This window comes from Pseudidiomarina woesei (assembly GCF_001418345.1).
GTDB classification, from domain to species: domain Bacteria; phylum Pseudomonadota; class Gammaproteobacteria; order Enterobacterales; family Alteromonadaceae; genus Pseudidiomarina; species Pseudidiomarina woesei.
On sequence record NZ_LIPW01000002.1, the window covers coordinates 131,822 to 148,639 of the forward strand.

At 47.9% G+C, this 16,818-nt stretch carries 13 protein-coding genes; 5 read left to right on the forward strand and 8 right to left on the reverse strand.

Annotated elements, in window-relative coordinates; all coding sequences use genetic code 11:
- Complete coding sequence (locus ASC40_RS04775; protein WP_055438641.1) at positions 1-1,653, forward strand: ATP-binding SpoIIE family protein phosphatase; 1,653 nt, start codon at positions 1-3, stop codon at positions 1,651-1,653.
- Here ASC40_RS04775 and ASC40_RS04780 read toward each other — a convergent pair.
- Positions 1,650-1,997, reverse strand: coding sequence for a translation initiation factor (locus ASC40_RS04780; protein WP_342666840.1), 348 nt, complete (start codon positions 1,995-1,997; stop codon positions 1,650-1,652). The two genes, ASC40_RS04775 and ASC40_RS04780, sit on opposite strands and share 4 nt — an antisense overlap.
- An 80-nt stretch (positions 1,998-2,077) precedes the next feature.
- Here ASC40_RS04780 and cysB point away from each other — a divergent pair, with 80 nt between their 5' ends.
- Complete coding sequence (gene cysB, locus ASC40_RS04785; protein ID WP_055438642.1) at positions 2,078-3,052, forward strand: HTH-type transcriptional regulator CysB; 975 nt, start codon at positions 2,078-2,080, stop codon at positions 3,050-3,052.
- A gap of 10 nt (positions 3,053-3,062) precedes the next feature.
- Here cysB and ASC40_RS04790 read toward each other — a convergent pair whose 3' ends face one another.
- Genes ASC40_RS04790 through pabB form a run of 3 tightly spaced genes read right to left on the reverse strand, consistent with a single transcriptional unit; the run spans position 3,063 to position 6,375 of the window.
- Positions 3,063-4,436, reverse strand: coding sequence for an L-serine ammonia-lyase (locus tag ASC40_RS04790; protein ID WP_055438643.1), 1,374 nt, complete (start codon positions 4,434-4,436; stop codon positions 3,063-3,065).
- Between the two features lie 17 nt (positions 4,437-4,453).
- Positions 4,454-5,050: a CoA pyrophosphatase gene (locus tag ASC40_RS04795; RefSeq protein ID WP_055438644.1), complete on the reverse strand. Its 597-nt coding sequence runs from the start codon at positions 5,048-5,050 to the stop codon at positions 4,454-4,456.
- Positions 5,047-6,375, reverse strand: coding sequence for an aminodeoxychorismate synthase component I (gene pabB / locus ASC40_RS04800; protein ID WP_055438645.1), 1,329 nt, complete (start codon positions 6,373-6,375; stop codon positions 5,047-5,049). The genes ASC40_RS04795 and pabB overlap by 4 nt, the downstream gene beginning before the upstream one ends.
- Before the next feature lie 154 nt (positions 6,376-6,529).
- Between pabB and ASC40_RS04805 the strand changes: the two genes are divergently transcribed.
- Together ASC40_RS04805 and rmuC are read left to right on the forward strand one after the other, a co-directional pair.
- A complete protein-coding gene (locus ASC40_RS04805) occupies positions 6,530-8,041 on the forward strand; it encodes a fumarate hydratase (protein WP_055438646.1) in 1,512 nt (503 codons plus the stop codon).
- A complete protein-coding gene (gene rmuC, locus ASC40_RS04810; RefSeq protein ID WP_055438647.1) occupies positions 8,034-9,371 on the forward strand; it encodes a DNA recombination protein RmuC in 1,338 nt (445 codons plus the stop codon). The genes ASC40_RS04805 and rmuC overlap by 8 nt, the downstream gene beginning before the upstream one ends.
- Before the next feature lie 12 nt (positions 9,372-9,383).
- Here rmuC and rnk read toward each other — a convergent pair whose 3' ends face one another.
- The 4 genes from rnk to cysZ form a co-directional block, all read right to left on the reverse strand.
- Positions 9,384-9,761 carry a nucleoside diphosphate kinase regulator gene (gene rnk / locus ASC40_RS04815; RefSeq protein WP_055438648.1) on the reverse strand — a complete coding sequence of 126 codons (378 nt, stop codon included), beginning with the start codon at positions 9,759-9,761 and terminating at the stop codon, positions 9,384-9,386.
- A 317-nt stretch (positions 9,762-10,078) separates the two neighbouring features.
- On the reverse strand, positions 10,079-11,428 hold the full coding sequence (gene rimO / locus ASC40_RS04820) for a 30S ribosomal protein S12 methylthiotransferase RimO (RefSeq protein WP_055438649.1): 1,350 nt from the start codon (positions 11,426-11,428) through the stop codon (positions 10,079-10,081).
- A 40-nt stretch (positions 11,429-11,468) separates the two neighbouring features.
- Positions 11,469-12,335 (reverse strand): hypothetical protein, encoded by an 867-nt coding sequence (locus ASC40_RS04825; RefSeq protein ID WP_141656109.1) that lies wholly within the window; start codon positions 12,333-12,335, stop codon positions 11,469-11,471.
- Between the two features lie 55 nt (positions 12,336-12,390).
- Positions 12,391-13,155 (reverse strand): sulfate transporter CysZ, encoded by a 765-nt coding sequence (cysZ, locus tag ASC40_RS04830; RefSeq protein WP_245622210.1) that lies wholly within the window; start codon positions 13,153-13,155, stop codon positions 12,391-12,393.
- Between the two features lie 193 nt (positions 13,156-13,348).
- On the opposite strand from cysZ, the gene smc reads away from it, so the two are divergent.
- On the forward strand, positions 13,349-16,804 hold the full coding sequence (gene smc / locus ASC40_RS04835) for a chromosome segregation protein SMC (protein WP_055438651.1): 3,456 nt from the start codon (positions 13,349-13,351) through the stop codon (positions 16,802-16,804).
- Positions 16,805-16,818: the final 14 nt, after the last annotated feature.

A 16,818-nucleotide genomic window follows, 5' to 3' on the forward strand; every position in this document is an offset into this window, starting at 1 on the left:
ATGGAAATCTATATTGAGCCTCCCATCGATAAAGCGCCAACGTGGCTGATCGTTGATGACTCAACTTTTGCGCAAGACGTGGCAGCCCAACTTCAACAACTTGGGCTCAAAAATTTAAAAATTTCATCTTACAAAAACGCCCATCAACTACACATTCGTCCACCGTTGATTTGGCTAATGTCAGCGGCGACATTAAACAGGCAAACGGATATAGCACAGCAGGCAAGTCAGTCTCAGGTCGGATTGTTAATCACTGAAGCTGATGTAAATATTGACGCTTGGTTGGCCTGTGTACCTGACGTATTGTTGTGGCCTGAGCCGTTGGGCTTAGTGCACATGCGCATCGAATTACTGCGGCGACTTTATGAAAATGAAAGTCAGGTAGAAGCGATGCGCCGCTCGCTGGCGTGGCACAAAGCTCGCGTTGAGCGAGAGCATCAACTGGTTGAGCATATTTTCCAGAATGCACTCAGCCGAAATTACCTTGACTTCGAGTTTGTACAAACTTACTTAACGCCAGTGTCAAAATTTAATGGCGACTTGTGCTTAATTTCGCCAGGGCCATTGGGCAATATCTATATGTTAATGGCCGACTTTACTGGGCACGGATTAGCTCCCGCAACTGGCGCTCTGCCGCTTTCTCAAGCTTTTTTTGCGATGTCAGACCGAGGTGTTTCGGTGGCTGAAATGGTGACTGAGTTCAACTACCGTATGAACAGGTTGCTGCCAAATGATATGTTTTGCGCTGCTATTTTGCTTGAACTGTCTGCCAATGGTGAACGCGTAACCTATTGGAACGGAGGTATGCCACCAGCGTTGCTGTTCAACGACACGGGTGAAATTTTACGGCGTTTAAACCCAGGCCATATGGCATTAGGCGTGGTTGATGACGATGAGTTTGATAGCCGTGTAACTACGTTTAGAACCCCAGCTCGCAGCTCAATTGCGCTATTCACCGACGGCGTCACCGAGCTTCTTGGGCATCAGCATCAATTTTTAGGGTCAGAAGCACTCGAGATTTTACTGAGTAAGTACCCTAAGGCGGAAGAGTTTACTCAAATCGTTGAGGCTCTCGAAGGGTTTCGCGGCGAAACCCCATTACATGATGATTTGTCATTAGCTATTCTGCAATGCCGGGCAACGGGGTTAGGCGCGGTTCAGCCAGAAGCCGACATTTATGGTTTGCCGTTCGAAATAAAGGTTGAGCTGACGCCTGAACACCTCAAAACAATAGATCCAGTTAGTCATATTCTTGCTGCGCTGAGCCAATTACCGTTTTTGCGTCGACATCGTACGACTATTTATCTGTTTTTGGCGGAAGCATTTAACAATGCCCTCGAGCACGGATTGCTGGGGTTAGACTCGTCAATAAAGCAAGATGTAGACGGTTTTGCTCACTACTATCAGCAACGCCACGAGCGTCTTGCAGAGCTTAATCAAGGGCATATCACGATTAGCGTAGCCTTTGACACGAAGCAACGACAACTGCGTGTTAGCGTAGCCGATAGCGGACATGGTTTTGCCGCGGCCAATGCGAATAAACACGATTTAACCAAAAGTTATGGACGCGGACTTGATTTACTTCGTCAAATGACAAGTAACTTGCGGTGGGACCAAGAGAAGCGCGAAGTGTCTTTTAATTATCAACTTTAGCCGCCGGCAAGCTTAACGGAAAAGCCTTTCTGCTCAAGCCAACGCTTAGCTTTTTCTCGTTGATCGCCTTGTAACTCAATCGTATCGTCTTTTACCGCACCGCCCACACCGCAAAGTTTACGCAATGCTGAGGCGTACTCTTGAAGAAGCGCATTCTGTGCGGGTAGATCGAAAATTACCGTAACGCCTTTACCTTTGCGACCTTTGGTTTGCCTTTGAATTCGCACAGGTACCGAAGTGTCAGGTGTGTCGTTATTACGGGGTGAGTCAGCAGAGTTAGCTTCAGGCGCCTCGGACGAAGCCTTAAAACCTAGATTTTTCAACTGATCTTGTAAGCTGTTCACTATTTCCTCAAATTCGTCTTGGAATAAATAGTTAAGGTGTTATATATTTTTGGCATAAGCATTTAACTTTGGACCACGCCATGAAGTTGCAGCAACTGCGCTATATTGTTGAAGTATTAAATCACAATCTAAACGTTTCAGCGACAGCTGATAGCTTGTATACCTCACAACCAGGTATTAGTAAGCAGGTGCGCATGCTAGAGGATGAACTAGGCATTCAGATATTTGAGCGCAGTGGCAAGCATTTAACCCATGTTACAGCCGCCGGGCATGAGGTCATTCAAATTGCTCGCAATATACTTTCTCAGGTTGAGTCTATTCGTGCCGTGGCCGGTGAGTACACGCAACCTAATCAAGGCAAACTCAATATAGCCACAACCCATACGCAAGCACGTTACGCACTGCCAGCAATGATTAAAGACTTTATGCTCCGCTATCCAGACGTTTCGTTGCACATGCATCAAGGCTCACCGGAACAAATTAGTGAAGCTGCCGCCAAAGGCAAAGCTGACTTTGCAATTGCAACCGAGGCGCTACATTTGTATCAAGACCTCATTATGTTGCCGTGTTACCACTGGAACCGTTCAATTATTGCGCCACCAGATCACCCACTAGGGCAATTGGACAAGGTAAGTGTAACCGACTTAGGGCAGTACCCGATTGTGACTTATGTGCATGGCTTTACTGGGCGTTCAGAGCTAGATAAGGCCTTTGGCGAAGCGGGTATCAAACCCAATGTGGTTTTTACCGCAACTGATGCCGATGTTATTAAAACCTACGTGCGTATGGGCCTAGGCGTTGGTGTGGTGGCCAGTATGGCCATAGATAAAAGCCACGATAGTGACTTATTAAGTATTTCAGCAGGGCACTTGTTTGCTCCAAGTACTACTAAAATTGGCTTTCGCAAAGGCACTTTTTTACGTAGTTATATGTATGATTTTCTGGAGGGTTTTGCGCCTCATCTCACCCGCTCGCGGGTGGATGAGGCGATCACCAAAAAATCGCAAGAAGAAATCGATAAGTTATTTAAAAATATCGAGTTCCCCTTACTTTAAGCGGTCCGTGTTAACACTCAATAATATTCACGGCTAAGCCGCCACGTGCGGTTTCTTTGTACTTGGTTTTCATGTCGTTACCGGTGTCCCACATGGTTTTAATAACTTTATCTAGGGAAACTTTGTGGTCACCGCTGCCGCGCAGTGCAAGACGTGCGGCATTAATAGCTTTAATTGAGCCCATAGCGTTACGTTCAATACAAGGTACCTGAACTAAGCCACCGACAGGGTCACAAGTTAACCCTAAGTTGTGCTCCATGCCAATTTCAGCAGCACACTCAACTGAGCTCACATTACCACCCATAAGCTCTGCTAAAGCGCCTGCGGCCATTGAGCAGGCCACGCCAACTTCACCTTGGCAGCCAACTTCAGCGCCGGAAATAGAAGCGTTTTTCTTGTACAAAATACCGATGGCAGCAGAAGTTAATAAGAATCGCACCACGGTTTCTTCATCAAGTGGGGCAATGAATTTATCCGCGTATTTCATGACTGCAGGAATAATACCAGCCGCGCCATTGGTTGGAGCCGTAACTACACGCCCGCCGGCGGCGTTTTCTTCATTCACGGCTAACGCGAATAAATCAACCCAGTCCATGGTTTGCATGGGGTCGGCCGACTTTTCATTTTTCAGGCGTTGATATAAACCTGGTGCCCGACGACGAACCTTCAAGCCGCCCGGCAAGATACCTTCGGTACGAATACCACGGTCAATGCACTCATCCATGGTTTTCCAAATATGCATCAGGCCGCTGCGAATGTCGGCTTCACTGCGAAACACTTTTTCGTTGGCCAGCATTAATGAGCTGATACGTAACCCGTGTTCATGACAGTGTTTGAGCAATTCATCGCAGCTATCGAACGGATATGGAATTGGTTTGCTTGATTGTTCAATAGCTTCTTCAAGGCTGTCGTCAAAGTCGGCATCTCGAACAATAAAGCCGCCACCAATAGAATAATATAGGTCTTTGTAGATGACTTCGTCGCCTTTATACAGTCTTAGTTCCATGGCATTGGCGTGTCGGGGCATGGTTTTGCGACGATGAAATACGATGGCGCCTTCGCGTGGGAATTTGATCTGGTGTGTGCCTAACAGGGCTAAAGTTTGGTTTTCGTCGGTGCGTTGCAAGAAGTTGTCAACCGTGGTGGTGTCCACCGTTTCTGGTTGCTCTCCCGCAAGCCCTAAAATAACAGCTTTGCCAGTGCCATGCCCTTTGCCGGTTTGGCCTAACGAACCGAATAGTTCAACCACAATACCGTCGGCATTGGTTAAACCAACGGCTTTATCGGCGGCATGCAAGAATTCATACGCAGCGCGCATAGGGCCCACAGTATGTGAGCTAGAAGGACCGATTCCGACTTTGTAGATATCAAACACACTAATCATAAAATTTTCTAATTCCGTTAGTCATTAAGTGGACGATACATAAATTGCCGCTCAGGATACACGTGATCGGCTAGCTCACGCAAAATTCCAGCGGTTGCCCCCCAAATATTTCGTTGTTGGTAGGGGATAAAGTATACCTGATCATAAATAAAACGCCTTAGACGATACACATAATGCTGATGTTGATGTAGGACATCGCGCAGCGGCACGGTAAAAATTTCGGCAACTTCTCGGGTTTCGCGCACAAATGGTTGGCTAGGCTGCGCAAATACCACAAAGGGCCGAATTAAAAAGTTACTAATGACAGGATAGTCTTGCAGTTGCCCAAGCAGCGTAACCGAGCTAGGGTCAAGGCCTATTTCTTCGTGTGCCTCGCGCAAAGCGGTGGCATATAGGTCTTTGTCTTGTGGCTCTTGTCGCCCACCCGGAAAGCTAATTTGTCCGGCATGATGACGCAACTGAGCACTACGCTGAGTTAGCACTACCTGCAGCTCGCCATGTTGCTCCAGCAATACCACCAGGACAGCAGCAGGGCGTAAACGCTTAAGTAAAGGTCGCTTGAGTTTCGGGGCAGGGTTTAACTGAAACCTATGTAAAAATTCGTCACGGGTCATACTAGTGGCGACTCCGTGCTCAACACTGGCAGAATTCGGGCCACTTTATCGAAAGTTTCTTGGTACTCTGCGGCACATTCAGAGTCAGCCACCAGACCGCCGCCCGCCCAGCAGTAAATATGGCCAACCTGCTCGTTTTGCTGCACCGCAACCAGAGTGCGTATGGCGATATTAGTATCGGCATGACCATGTTGTGAAAAATAACCAAAGCTGCCGCAATAATAGCTGCGACGATGAGGCTCAAGCTCATCAATAACTTCCATGGCGCGAATTTTCGGGGCGCCGGTAATAGAACCGCCGGGAAAGCACTGGGCAAGTAAGTGAATGGCTTGCTTGGTATCGGCTAATTCGCCAACCACAGTACTCACTAAATGATGCACCGCAGGGTACGATTCAATAGCAAATAATTTAGGTACTTTAACGCTTCCAGGTTTGCAAACGCGGCTAAGATCATTGCGCAGTAAGTCGACGATCATAACGTTTTCGGCGCGGTCTTTAGAGGAGTGCTGCAAGGCTTCGGCCATGGCTTTATCACGGTGCGGATCAGCTTGTCGAGGTCGGGTGCCTTTAATCGGCTTGGTTTCCACATGACCGTTAGCATCAATGGCTAAAAAACGCTCTGGTGACAATGACAGCAGGGCGCCCTGGGGTAACTTAAAAAATGCTGAAAAAGGCGCATTATTGTGGGCTCGCAGATTTTGGTACGCCGCCCAAGTATTGCCTTGGTAGTTGGCTTGAAAACGTTGTGCCAAATTAACCTGATAGCAATCACCGGCAAGCAAGTAGTTTTGTACTTGCTTGAATTTATCAGCATATTGCTCAGCTGTCATATTGCTCTGCCAAGCGCTCTTCAGGGTAAAACTTTGCTGTGCTGGTTGCTCAGCCGATAACCAGTAGTCGCTTAAAGCTTTTGTTTGTGAGGCCTCGGCCAACAACCAAGTTGCGCCGGTTGCACGCTCTTGCATAAGTGCTTGGGTGTATAAACCAACGGCAATATCGGGCAGTGCAATATCGGCCTCTGCCTGCGTGGGTAATTGCTCTAACGCTCGCCCTGCATCGTAACTCCAAGCACCAGCTAAACCACCTTGAAATGGCAAATGCCTAGGGCCTTGGTAACTGGGCGTTTGGGCAAGCAAAGCCGCCAATTGGCTTGGCCAATCGTTTATGTCGGTAACCACCCTCATAGGTTGGCGAAAAATCATGTCCCATTGCCCGGCAGCGCTGTTACAGCTATCTAACAGCAATGCCCAAGGCTCGTGCGCACAGCGCTCGAAAACCTCGGCTAAAGGTGATTTGATCGGCAATTGAACGGCGACTAACGGCACTGCAAAACCTCCATGCTAAATCTGCTGTGAAGCATATCATAATCTGTGTAAGAAGCTGTGCTGAAAACTGGTCAGCGTGGTGACAAAAGGCTATGATAGCGTCAACTTTACGTTACCCCCTGAAATTGAAACTTAAGCGAATTCCGAGGTATTCATGGCTATTATTCGTCAGGCAGACTTTATTGAAAGCATTGAAGATGCGTTGCAGTACATTTCGTATTATCACCCGCTAGATTTCGTACAGGCGCTAGAAAAAGCCTACCACCGCGAACAAAGTGACGCGGCGAAGAACGCCATTGCCCAAGTACTTACCAATTCACGGATGTCGGCTCAAGGTCATCGTCCAATTTGCCAAGACACCGGTATTGTCACCTGCTTTGTTAAAGTAGGTATGGGGGTGCAATGGGACAAAACCGATATGACTGTGCAGCAAATGGTGGATGAGGGTACACGTCGTGCTTATACCAACCCAGAGAACCCGCTGCGCGCTTCTATTGTTGCCGACCCTGCAGGTAAGCGCAAAAACACTGGCGACAATACGCCAGCTGTGGTGCATATTGATATGGTGCCGGGCGACAACATTGAAGTGATGATTGCTGCCAAAGGGGGCGGTTCAGAGAATAAATCCAAAATGGTTATGCTTAACCCCAGTGATAATATCGCTGATTGGGTGGTCGAAACCATGCCTAAATTGGGTGCCGGCTGGTGCCCGCCAGGAATGATTGGCTTGGGTATTGGCGGCACAGCTGAAAAATCAGCTGTATTAGCAAAAGAAGCGCTGATGGACCCTGTCGATATTCAAGAGCTACTTGATCGTGGCCCACAAAATGCCGAAGAAGAACTGCGTTTAGAAATTTATCACCGTGTGAATAAACTTGGTATTGGTGCACAAGGTTTAGGCGGCGTGACAACAGTTATGGACGTGAAAATTAAAAGCGCACCAACCCATGCGGCCTCCAAGCCGGTAACCCTCATTCCAAACTGTGCGGCAACGCGTCACGCGCACTTTGTGCTCGACGGCTCGGGGCCGGCAGATTTGCAGCCACCGAAATTAGAAGACTGGCCGGATATTACTTTTGAACTTGGTGACGATGCACGTCGAGTGAACTTGGACACGGTGACTCAAGCCGATATTGAAAGCTGGAAAACCGGCGAAACGGTGTTGCTCTCAGGCAAAATGCTGACCGGTCGCGATGCTGCGCACAAACGTATAAAAGACATGCTTGATCGCGGCGAGCAATTGCCAGTCGACTTTACCAACAAGTTCATTTACTACGTTGGCCCAGTGGACCCTGTCGGTGACGAAGTGGTTGGCCCTGCCGGCCCAACAACAGCCACGCGGATGGATAAGTTCACCGACATGATGCTCGATAAAACCGGTATTTTGGGCATGATTGGTAAAGCTGAGCGTGGCCCAGCTACCGTAGAGAGTATTAAGCAACATAAAGCGGTGTATTTAATGGCGGTGGGCGGTGCTGCTTATTTGGTGGCTAAAGCGATTAAAAAGGCTCGTGTGGTTGCCTTTGAAGACTTAGGTATGGAAGCCATTTATGAGTTTGACGTAGAAGACATGCCAGTAACTGTGGCGGTAGACAGCACGGGCGAAAATGCGCACGAAACAGGGCCTGCTATTTGGCGCGTGAAGCTGGAAGCCGCTGATGCTTAGTCTGGAGCTTTGGCATGTGGTAGCAGCGGTTAGCGCCGCTGCTATTATTGGGGGCGCTATAGGCTGGCTGTGGTTAGGGCCGCGGCAAAAAATGTTGGCCAGCCAACTTAACGATGCCCGTGAGCAATTGCAGCAGCAACGAGATGCCTACGAAACTCGGCTAAACTCGGTGACTGAACAATTGCAGCACACTCAGCAGCTACGTAGTAATTTGCAGGCAGAGCTGGCCGCGGTACGTGCCGAGCTTGGCGCTAAATTGCAGAACGCGACGGAAAAGCAACAGCTATTAGAAGCCAGTGAAGAGCGCTTAAAGAAAGAATTTGAGCGCTTAGCGCAGCAAATTTTTGAACAGAAATCTGAGCGTTTACAAGCCAATAGCAAGCAAACCTTAGAAACTACGCTGGCGCCGTTTAAACAGCAGCTTGAAGCATTTAAAACCCAAGTAACTCAGCAGTACACAGAAGAGCTCAAGCAACGTTCAGCGCTAACCGAGCAAGTGAACTCGTTACGCGACTTGAACAAGCAAATGGCCGCTGAAGCCGAAGCCTTAACCCGTGCACTAAAAGGTGACACCAAAGCCCAAGGTACTTGGGGAGAGGTGGTGTTAGAGCGTATTCTTAATCAATCTGGCTTGCGTGAAGGGCAAGAATACGAAACCCAGTCTCATCATCGTGACGAAGACGGCAAAAGCTTTAAGCCTGACGTTGTGGTGCACTTGCCAAACGACAAAGACGTGGTTATCGATTCCAAAGTGTCGCTCGTAGCTTATGAGCGTTATTTCAACAGTGATGATGAGGCCGAGCGCGAAAGCGCTATGAATGATCACGTCACCTCACTGCGTAATCATATTAAAGGGCTAGGTAAGAAGAACTACCAGCAATTGGAAAGTGTTCGAACGCTTGATTACGTATTGATGTTTATTCCTATTGAGCCAGCGTTTTTGTTAGCTGTTGACCGCGACCCAGAGTTGATTCGCTTAGCACTCGATAACAATATTATGTTGGTAAGCCCGACTAATTTGCTAGTTGCACTGCGTACCGTTAATAACATTTGGCAATATGAATATCAGAACCAAAATGCGCAGGTTATTGCCAATGAAGCGACCAAACTCTATGACAAGTTTGTTGGTTTTATTGACGATATGCAAAAAATTGGCAACGCCATAGACAGTGTTCGTAAGCATTATGATGGGGCGATGAATAAGCTCTCGAGCGGACGTGGTAATTTAGTTGGCCGAGTTGAGAACTTTAAAAAACTTGGTGTGCAGTCATCAAAACAAATTGATCGCAAGTTATTAAACAGTGATGACAAAGATGATGATGATTCATAAAAAAGCGCACGGTTAACCGTGCGCTACTTTTATTATCTCGATTCTCTGCCGGCCACGAGGGCTGTCCCACTCAATTTGTTGGCCTTCAGCTAAGCCCAAAATTGCAGCTCCGATTGGGGCAAACACCGAAATTCCGCTCTCAACCTGTTCTGCATCGCGCGGCAGACAGAGTACCTTAGTGAAGGTGGCACCTGTTGCCACAATTTTGAAGGTTACCGTACTGCCAATAGCAACCACATTTTCAGGTAATTCTGCAGACTTAACCACCTTGGCACGGGCAAGTTCGCCTTCAAGCGCATCAACACAGTCAGGTTTTTTGGTTTGTATAGCAAGCAAGCCTTCAATTTGGTCAAGATCATGTTGTGTGATCATAATATCCGGTTGATTCATGATATTTTCCTCGTTCATCACGAAAATAAATTAGCCCGTAACGATTGGTTGTTTATGAAGTAGTTATTTGATGTTTGGTGTGCGGAAACAGCACAATGTGCCGGACGTAAGAAAGTACGCCCGGCTTAACTAGGTAAGGTTAGAACAGTAATAAAAACGCTACGCGTATAGTTCAGCATAAAGCCGTTTATTTTCCTTTAAGCTTAAGAAACAGAACTTGCCAATAGATGAGTAAATAATAGAGCCGCTAAAAATAAAGGCAAGTGAAATATTCACTTGCCTTACGGTGCACGAGCTAGGTGTCAGCGTGATAACTATTAACGCTGCACCGTCCCCCATAAATCATATTCATCGGCATGTTCAATCAACACGTCGACCATGTCACCAGGTGCGACGTTCTGTTCACCATTTAAGTAAACTAAGCCGTCAATTTCAGGTGCATCAGCATAGCTGCGGCCAATGGCCCCTTCGTTATCAACTTCGTCAATGAGCACGCGCAGGGTGCGGCCGATTTTAGCTTGTAAACGTGCCGCACTAATTTGTTGCTGCACTTCCATAAAACGCGCATAGCGTTCTTGCTTGATATGCTCGGGAACCGGGTCGGGTAACTCGTTGGCTTTGGCGCCTTCAACGTCTGAGTAGGTGAAGCAACCAACGCGGTCAAGTTGTGCTTCGCGTAAAAATTGCAGCAGCTCTTCAAATTCTTCTTCAGTTTCACCCGGAAAGCCAACAATAAAGGTGCTGCGAATGGTCAAGTCAGGGCAAATTTCACGCCATTTTTGAATGCGCTCAAGAGTGCGCTCAGCTGAGCCTGGACGCTTCATGAGGCGTAAAATGCGCTTATTCGCATGCTGTAACGGAATATCCAAATAAGGCAGCAGCTTACCTTCAGCCATTAATGGAATAACGTCGTCAACCGATGGATAAGGGTAGACATAGTGCAGACGAACCCAAATACCGAGCTTACCCAATGCTTCGCACAGTGCTTGCATGCTGGTTTTTACCGGTTGGCCATCCCAAAACCCAGTTTTGTGCTTTACATCAACGCCATAAGCGCTGGTGTCTTGTGAGATAACTAGTAGCTCTTTGACACCAGCATTGGCTAAGCGCTGGGCTTCGTTTAATACGTCACCAATTGGTCGGCTCACTAAGTCGCCGCGCATGGAAGGAATAATACAGAACGTACAACGATGGTTGCAGCCTTCAGATATTTTCAAATACGCAAAATGCCGTGGTGTCAGTTTCACCCCAGTTTCTGGCACTAAGTTTTCAAATGGAATTTTTTCAGGTTTAGGCACATGTTGATGTACATGCCCCATCACTTCTTCATAGGCATGCGGACCAGTAATAGCCAGCACATTGGGGTGTACTTCACGAATTTCATCGTCTTTAGCGCCAAGACACCCAGTGACTATAACTTTGCCATTTTCGTTTAATGCTTCACCAATGGCGTCAAGCGACTCTTGAACGGCCGAGTCAATAAAGCCGCAGGTATTTACAATAACCATATCGGCATTGTCGTAACTGTTAACGATATCGTACCCTTCGGTGCGAAGTTGGGTAAGAATACGCTCAGAGTCCACCAAGTTTTTCGGGCAGCCAAGGCTAACAAAACCTATTTTTGCCGAGTTTGACGAGGTGTTCGGGGTAAATTGTTCAACAGTCATTGTGCGCTCATGTGCTTATTAAAACGAAGCGCAGATTATATCACGGCTGAATTGGCTCTAACCACTGTTTCAAAGTTTGTTGAAAAGCTGGGTCTTGCTGTACTTGTGGAATGGCCGAATTTATACGCTGTATTACTTCTGAACCCCAGTCATTGCGAGTGCAGGCTACAGCGCCTTTGATACGTTCTCCAGCTAACTGAGCAATGGGTAGGAAAGCTAAATTTCCGCCTTCGGTTTGTTCGTAATAAGCTTTGATCATTGGGTAATCAATCGTGAAATCAATGCGCTCGCGAAGAATCATGGATAGCATGGCGGTGTTCGCGTTATCGCTCGTTAAATCAAGGTGTAGTGACGTATCTAGCACGTATTGTTCAAGTAAACTTTGTAACTGCCCGTACATACGGCCAATGGGCTGAACGAATCTATAACTACGATCAGCTAGCATCAACTCAAGATCAACCGGGTTGCCATACTTTTTAGTTAAAGTGTCGGCGAGGGCTGGGCGAGTAATAATTCCGTGTGATGGGTAGTCGTGGGTTGGTTCTGAATAAATAATTAACTGTTGGTCATTAGCCGGGCGGTGAATCATACACGGGTAACACAAGTTTTGCTCATTCTCCCACAACATACCAATTCGCGCTTGGGGCAAGTATTCTACTTGGTGTTGTGTATTTGGCATTACACGCTTGAATGAGTCGACAAGCACATCGCAAACACCTTGGTGAGCAAGTTCACCGTCAATAATATGAAAGGGCGGTGCGACATTGGCCGACCAGAGGATGTAGTCGTCTGCTGGTCGATTCGGTTTAAGACTGTCTGCTGTCGCGAGGGCACTGCCCGCGGTGCACATGAGTAGCATGCCCACCAGCGACATCATAAGGTGCCCCAACGAAATCTGATTTTTCATTCTGCAACACTGCTCGATTGCTTAACATGTTAAAAAATTATAAACAGGTCGAGAGCTATTTCATAGTGTCATTCGTCGCGAATCTTATGTGATCTACCCACATTGCCGTGGCGCCGCAAACCGCGACTGGAATCATCACCAAGTTAACGACAGGAATACTGGCGAGAACCGCGACAATACAGCCAAAGCTAAGGCTTTTTCCGGAGCGTTGCCAGAGTTCAGCGCGCATGGTTCGAAACGGCACTTTGTGGTTGTCGAAGGGGTAGTCGGCATACTGAATGGTCATCATCCAACCGCCAAATAGAAACCACAGCAGTTGACCAATTATTGGAACGAACAGTAGCAGTAGGCCAAACCCAATAATTCGGGGTAAAAAATAGATGATTTTTTGTAGCTCGCGGCCAATAATCCGCGGAATATCACGCACCATACCGCTAATACCACCGTCAACAGGGGCAATACCGGTGAGCTTATATTCTACTTTTTCGGCGAGCAAGCTATTAAAAGGGGACGCAATAATATTGGCAACACTGGTAAAGGTAAGTGCGAATACCAACACCACCCCAATCACAACCAACGGCCACAGTAATACTTCTAGCCATTGTAAATAGCTAGGTAGCCATGCCTTGAGGTCAGCCACCCACATAGTCGCGTAATGAAAGGTGTAATAAATAGCGACACTAAATAGCACGACATTGATCAGTAAAGGTATCCAAACGTAACGGCGCACACCTTTTTGAAAGGCGAGCTCAAAACCTCGGGCCACATAACTGCCACCAAATTCACTATAAACCGGCATAGACATCCTTTGCTGTTTCATATGATTCGTTATGGCTGATTATAACGCAGTCAGCCAATTGATTTCACAGCGAACTGTAAGTAAATATTATCTTATTGAGATTGTTCTAGAACGTGTAAATCTGTTACAAAATAGCTGATTATCTGCTAATGTCGAAGCCATTTAGCACGAACAACCATATCTTTAACTGGTAGCGAACGTATAACGACTATAAATGCGCCTAAAACATATAAAACTGGTTGGCTTTAAATCATTTGTCGACCCCACAAAAGTACCCTTCCCGCACCAAATGACCTGTGTGGTAGGGCCTAATGGTTGTGGCAAATCAAATGTTATCGATGCGGTACGCTGGGTGCTTGGCGAGAGTTCAGCGAAGAACTTGCGCGGCGATGCTATGACGGACGTTATTTTTAACGGTTCGAATGCGCGCAAACCGGTTTCACAAGCCAGTGTTGAGTTAGTTTTCGATAATACATCGGGGCGTATTCAAGGCGAATATGCCAATTATGCTGAGATTTCTGTCAAGCGTCTCGTCACTCGCGACGGCCGTTCGGATTATTTTTTAAATGGCAGCAAGTGTCGACGACGTGACATCACAGACTTGTTTTTAGGCACAGGTTTAGGCCCACGTAGCTACGCCATAATTGAGCAGGGCATGATTTCACGGCTGATTGAGTCAAAACCCCAAGAGCTGCGTGTATTTCTTGAAGAAGCGGCAGGTATTTCGAAATACAAAGAGCGCCGCCGCGAAACTGAAAACCGTATGCAGCACACGCGCGATAACCTTGATCGTTTAAACGATGTGCGTGACGAACTAGGAAGTCAATTAGATAAATTGCAACGCCAAGCCGCAGCTGCTCGCCGCTACAAAGATTTAAAAGCACAAGAGCGCAAGTACAAAGCCGAGTTGCAAGCACTGCGCTGGTTAGCACAAGAGCAACAAGCTGAATCTATTCGGGCCAAGATTCGTGAACAAGAAACAGAGCTCGAGCGGTGGCTGGCGGAACAGCGCGGGAGCGAACGTGGCACGACGGAGTTGCGTGAGCAAGCTGAAGAAAGTAAGCAAAAGTTAGATGCCGTGCAGCAGCAATATTATCAGCTAGGCAATGACGTTACTCGTACCGAACATCAACTACAAACGCAACGCCAACAACTGCAACAGCGCGAACAGCGGCGGGCACAATTACAGGCTGAGCTGAGTCAGTTGCAGCAAACCCTTGCTGATGATCAACTACAGCGCGAAGAGCTTGAAGCCACGGTGATTGAACTGCAGCCACAACATGAAGCGGCAGAGCAAACAGTTGCAGCAGCGAGTGAACGATTTGAGCAGGATGAGTCGGCTTGGTTAAAGTGGCAAGACGACTATCAGCAACACCTTGATGCATTGCAGCGCCGCCGTGAACAACAACAGCAGTTACAATTGCAGCAGCAGCGCTTAGAACATCAGCAACAGCGACTTAGCGACGAATTAACTCGCGCTAAAACCGCCATTGACGAATTGCAACGCGAACAACAGCAATTAGACAGCAGCGATTTGCAAACGCAAATTGCGAAACTGACAGAACACGCTGAATTGCAGCAGCAGCGTGTTCTGCAAGCGCAATCACAACAACAGCAATTGCACGCTGAACTTGAGCAACTATTCGTTGAGCGCGACGAACAAAAGTCGACTCAACAACAGCTGCTCGGGCGCCAAAGCTCCTTGGAACATTTATTAAAAGCCGCTCAAGCGCAAGACTGGCCAGCGGCCGTACAGCAATGGCTGCAACAACACAACATCAAGCCACTCGGGCAGGTTCGAGACTTGCTGCAAGCCGATACCGACTGGCAACTGGCCGTTGAACAAGTTATTGCCCCTTGGCTAGATGCTTGGGTGGTAGAAAAATTACCCGCCCAATGGCCACAGCAGCTCGGTGCGCGTCTAATTACCCTAAGCACTCGTAACGTTGCAGCGACTAGCTTGGCAAGTAAAGTGACGGGGCCATTGGCGCGGTGGGCATTATTGCAGGGCATAACCTGTGTCGACAATGCAGATAGCGCAACGCCTAATGACGCTTGGATAACGGCACAAGGCCAATGGCTACATCGCGGTGGTTTTCAGGTAGCGAATTTTACTGCCGCAGACAGCCAGCTCGCGCAACAACAAGAGCTGGCTGATGTGCTGGCGTCACAGCAACAAGCAGAACAACGCTTAGCGACCATTGAGCAGCAACGCCAACAGCTACAGCAACAACTTGAAGAAGTGCAACACCAACATAGCCAGACTCAAGATAACCTACGAGAGGTGCAGGCGCAGCTAGCAAGCCGCCAAGAAAAACTGAAGTGGCAGCAGCAACAAGCGCAAGCGTTAGGGCTTAAGCAGCAACAATTGAGCGAGCAATGCGAGCAATGGCAGCAAGAGCAAGAAACGCTCGCTTTGACCCAGCAAGAGGTTGAGCAGCAGCTATTGCAGCTAAGCGAACAGCAACCCACCGGCGATGACGATAGTTGGCAAGCAAAACGCAGTGAACTGCAGTTGGCGCGGCAGCAATCGCGAGATGCTTTAACGACCGCGCAACAACAGTTACAACAATTGACCATGCAACTGCAGCAGGCGCAAACCCAGTTGCAACACCATCAAACGCTGATAAGTCGTGTTGCGCAGCAACAGCAGCAATTACACGAACAGTTACAACAGTTAAATGAACCCGATGTTGAAGGCCAAGAGCAGCTTGAGCTGTTAGCCATGCAGCTTGAGGAACTGTTGCAAACGCGCGAGCAGGTGGACGAAGAGCGGCGTACGTGGGCGAATACCTTAAGCGAACAAGAAGCTAAAATTCGTGAAATTAGCCAAGGCGCACAAGGTGTGCATGGACAAGTGGAAAAAGTTCGCGCGCAATTGCAAAGTAGCCAAATGGAGCTTGCTGCGCTGCAAGAGCGCACTCGCAACGTATTGGCCGTGCTACAAGAAATGAACCAACCATTAAAACCAGTGCTTGAGCAGTTGCCTGAAACCGCAGATGAAAAAGCTTGGCAAACAGAATTGGAGCGTTTACAAAACGCCATCCAACGTCTTGGAGCCATTAACTTAGCAGCCATCGAGGAAGCGGAAACCCTCGCAGAGCGCAAGCAATATCTGGATCAGCAAAACGACGATTTATCGGCGGCATTGGAAACTCTTGAAACGGCTATTCGAAAAATTGACAAAGAAACGCGACATCGTTTCCGCACCACATACGATGCAGTAAATAGCGGGTTGCAAGAGTTGTTTCCAAAAGTGTTTGGCGGCGGCAGTGCCTACTTAGAACTGACCGACGACGACCTGTTGGAAACCGGTGTGAGCATTATGGCGCGGCCGCCGGGTAAGAAAAACAGCACAATTCACTTGCTTTCGGGTGGTGAAAAAGCGCTGACCGCTTTATCATTAGTTTTTGCCATATTTCGTTTAAATCCGGCGCCGTTCTGTTTGCTCGATGAAGTGGACGCGCCGCTAGACGACGCTAACGTGGGGCGATTCTGTCGATTAGTTGAGGAAATGTCTGCGAGCGTACAATTTATTTATATTAGCCATAATAAAGTGGCGATGGAAATGGCGTCCCACTTAGCTGGGGTAACCATGCAAGAAGCTGGAGTGTCGCGGCTAGTTGCTGTGGATATAGATGAAGCCGTGGCGCTTACTGAAGCGTCTTAACAACAATTACGATT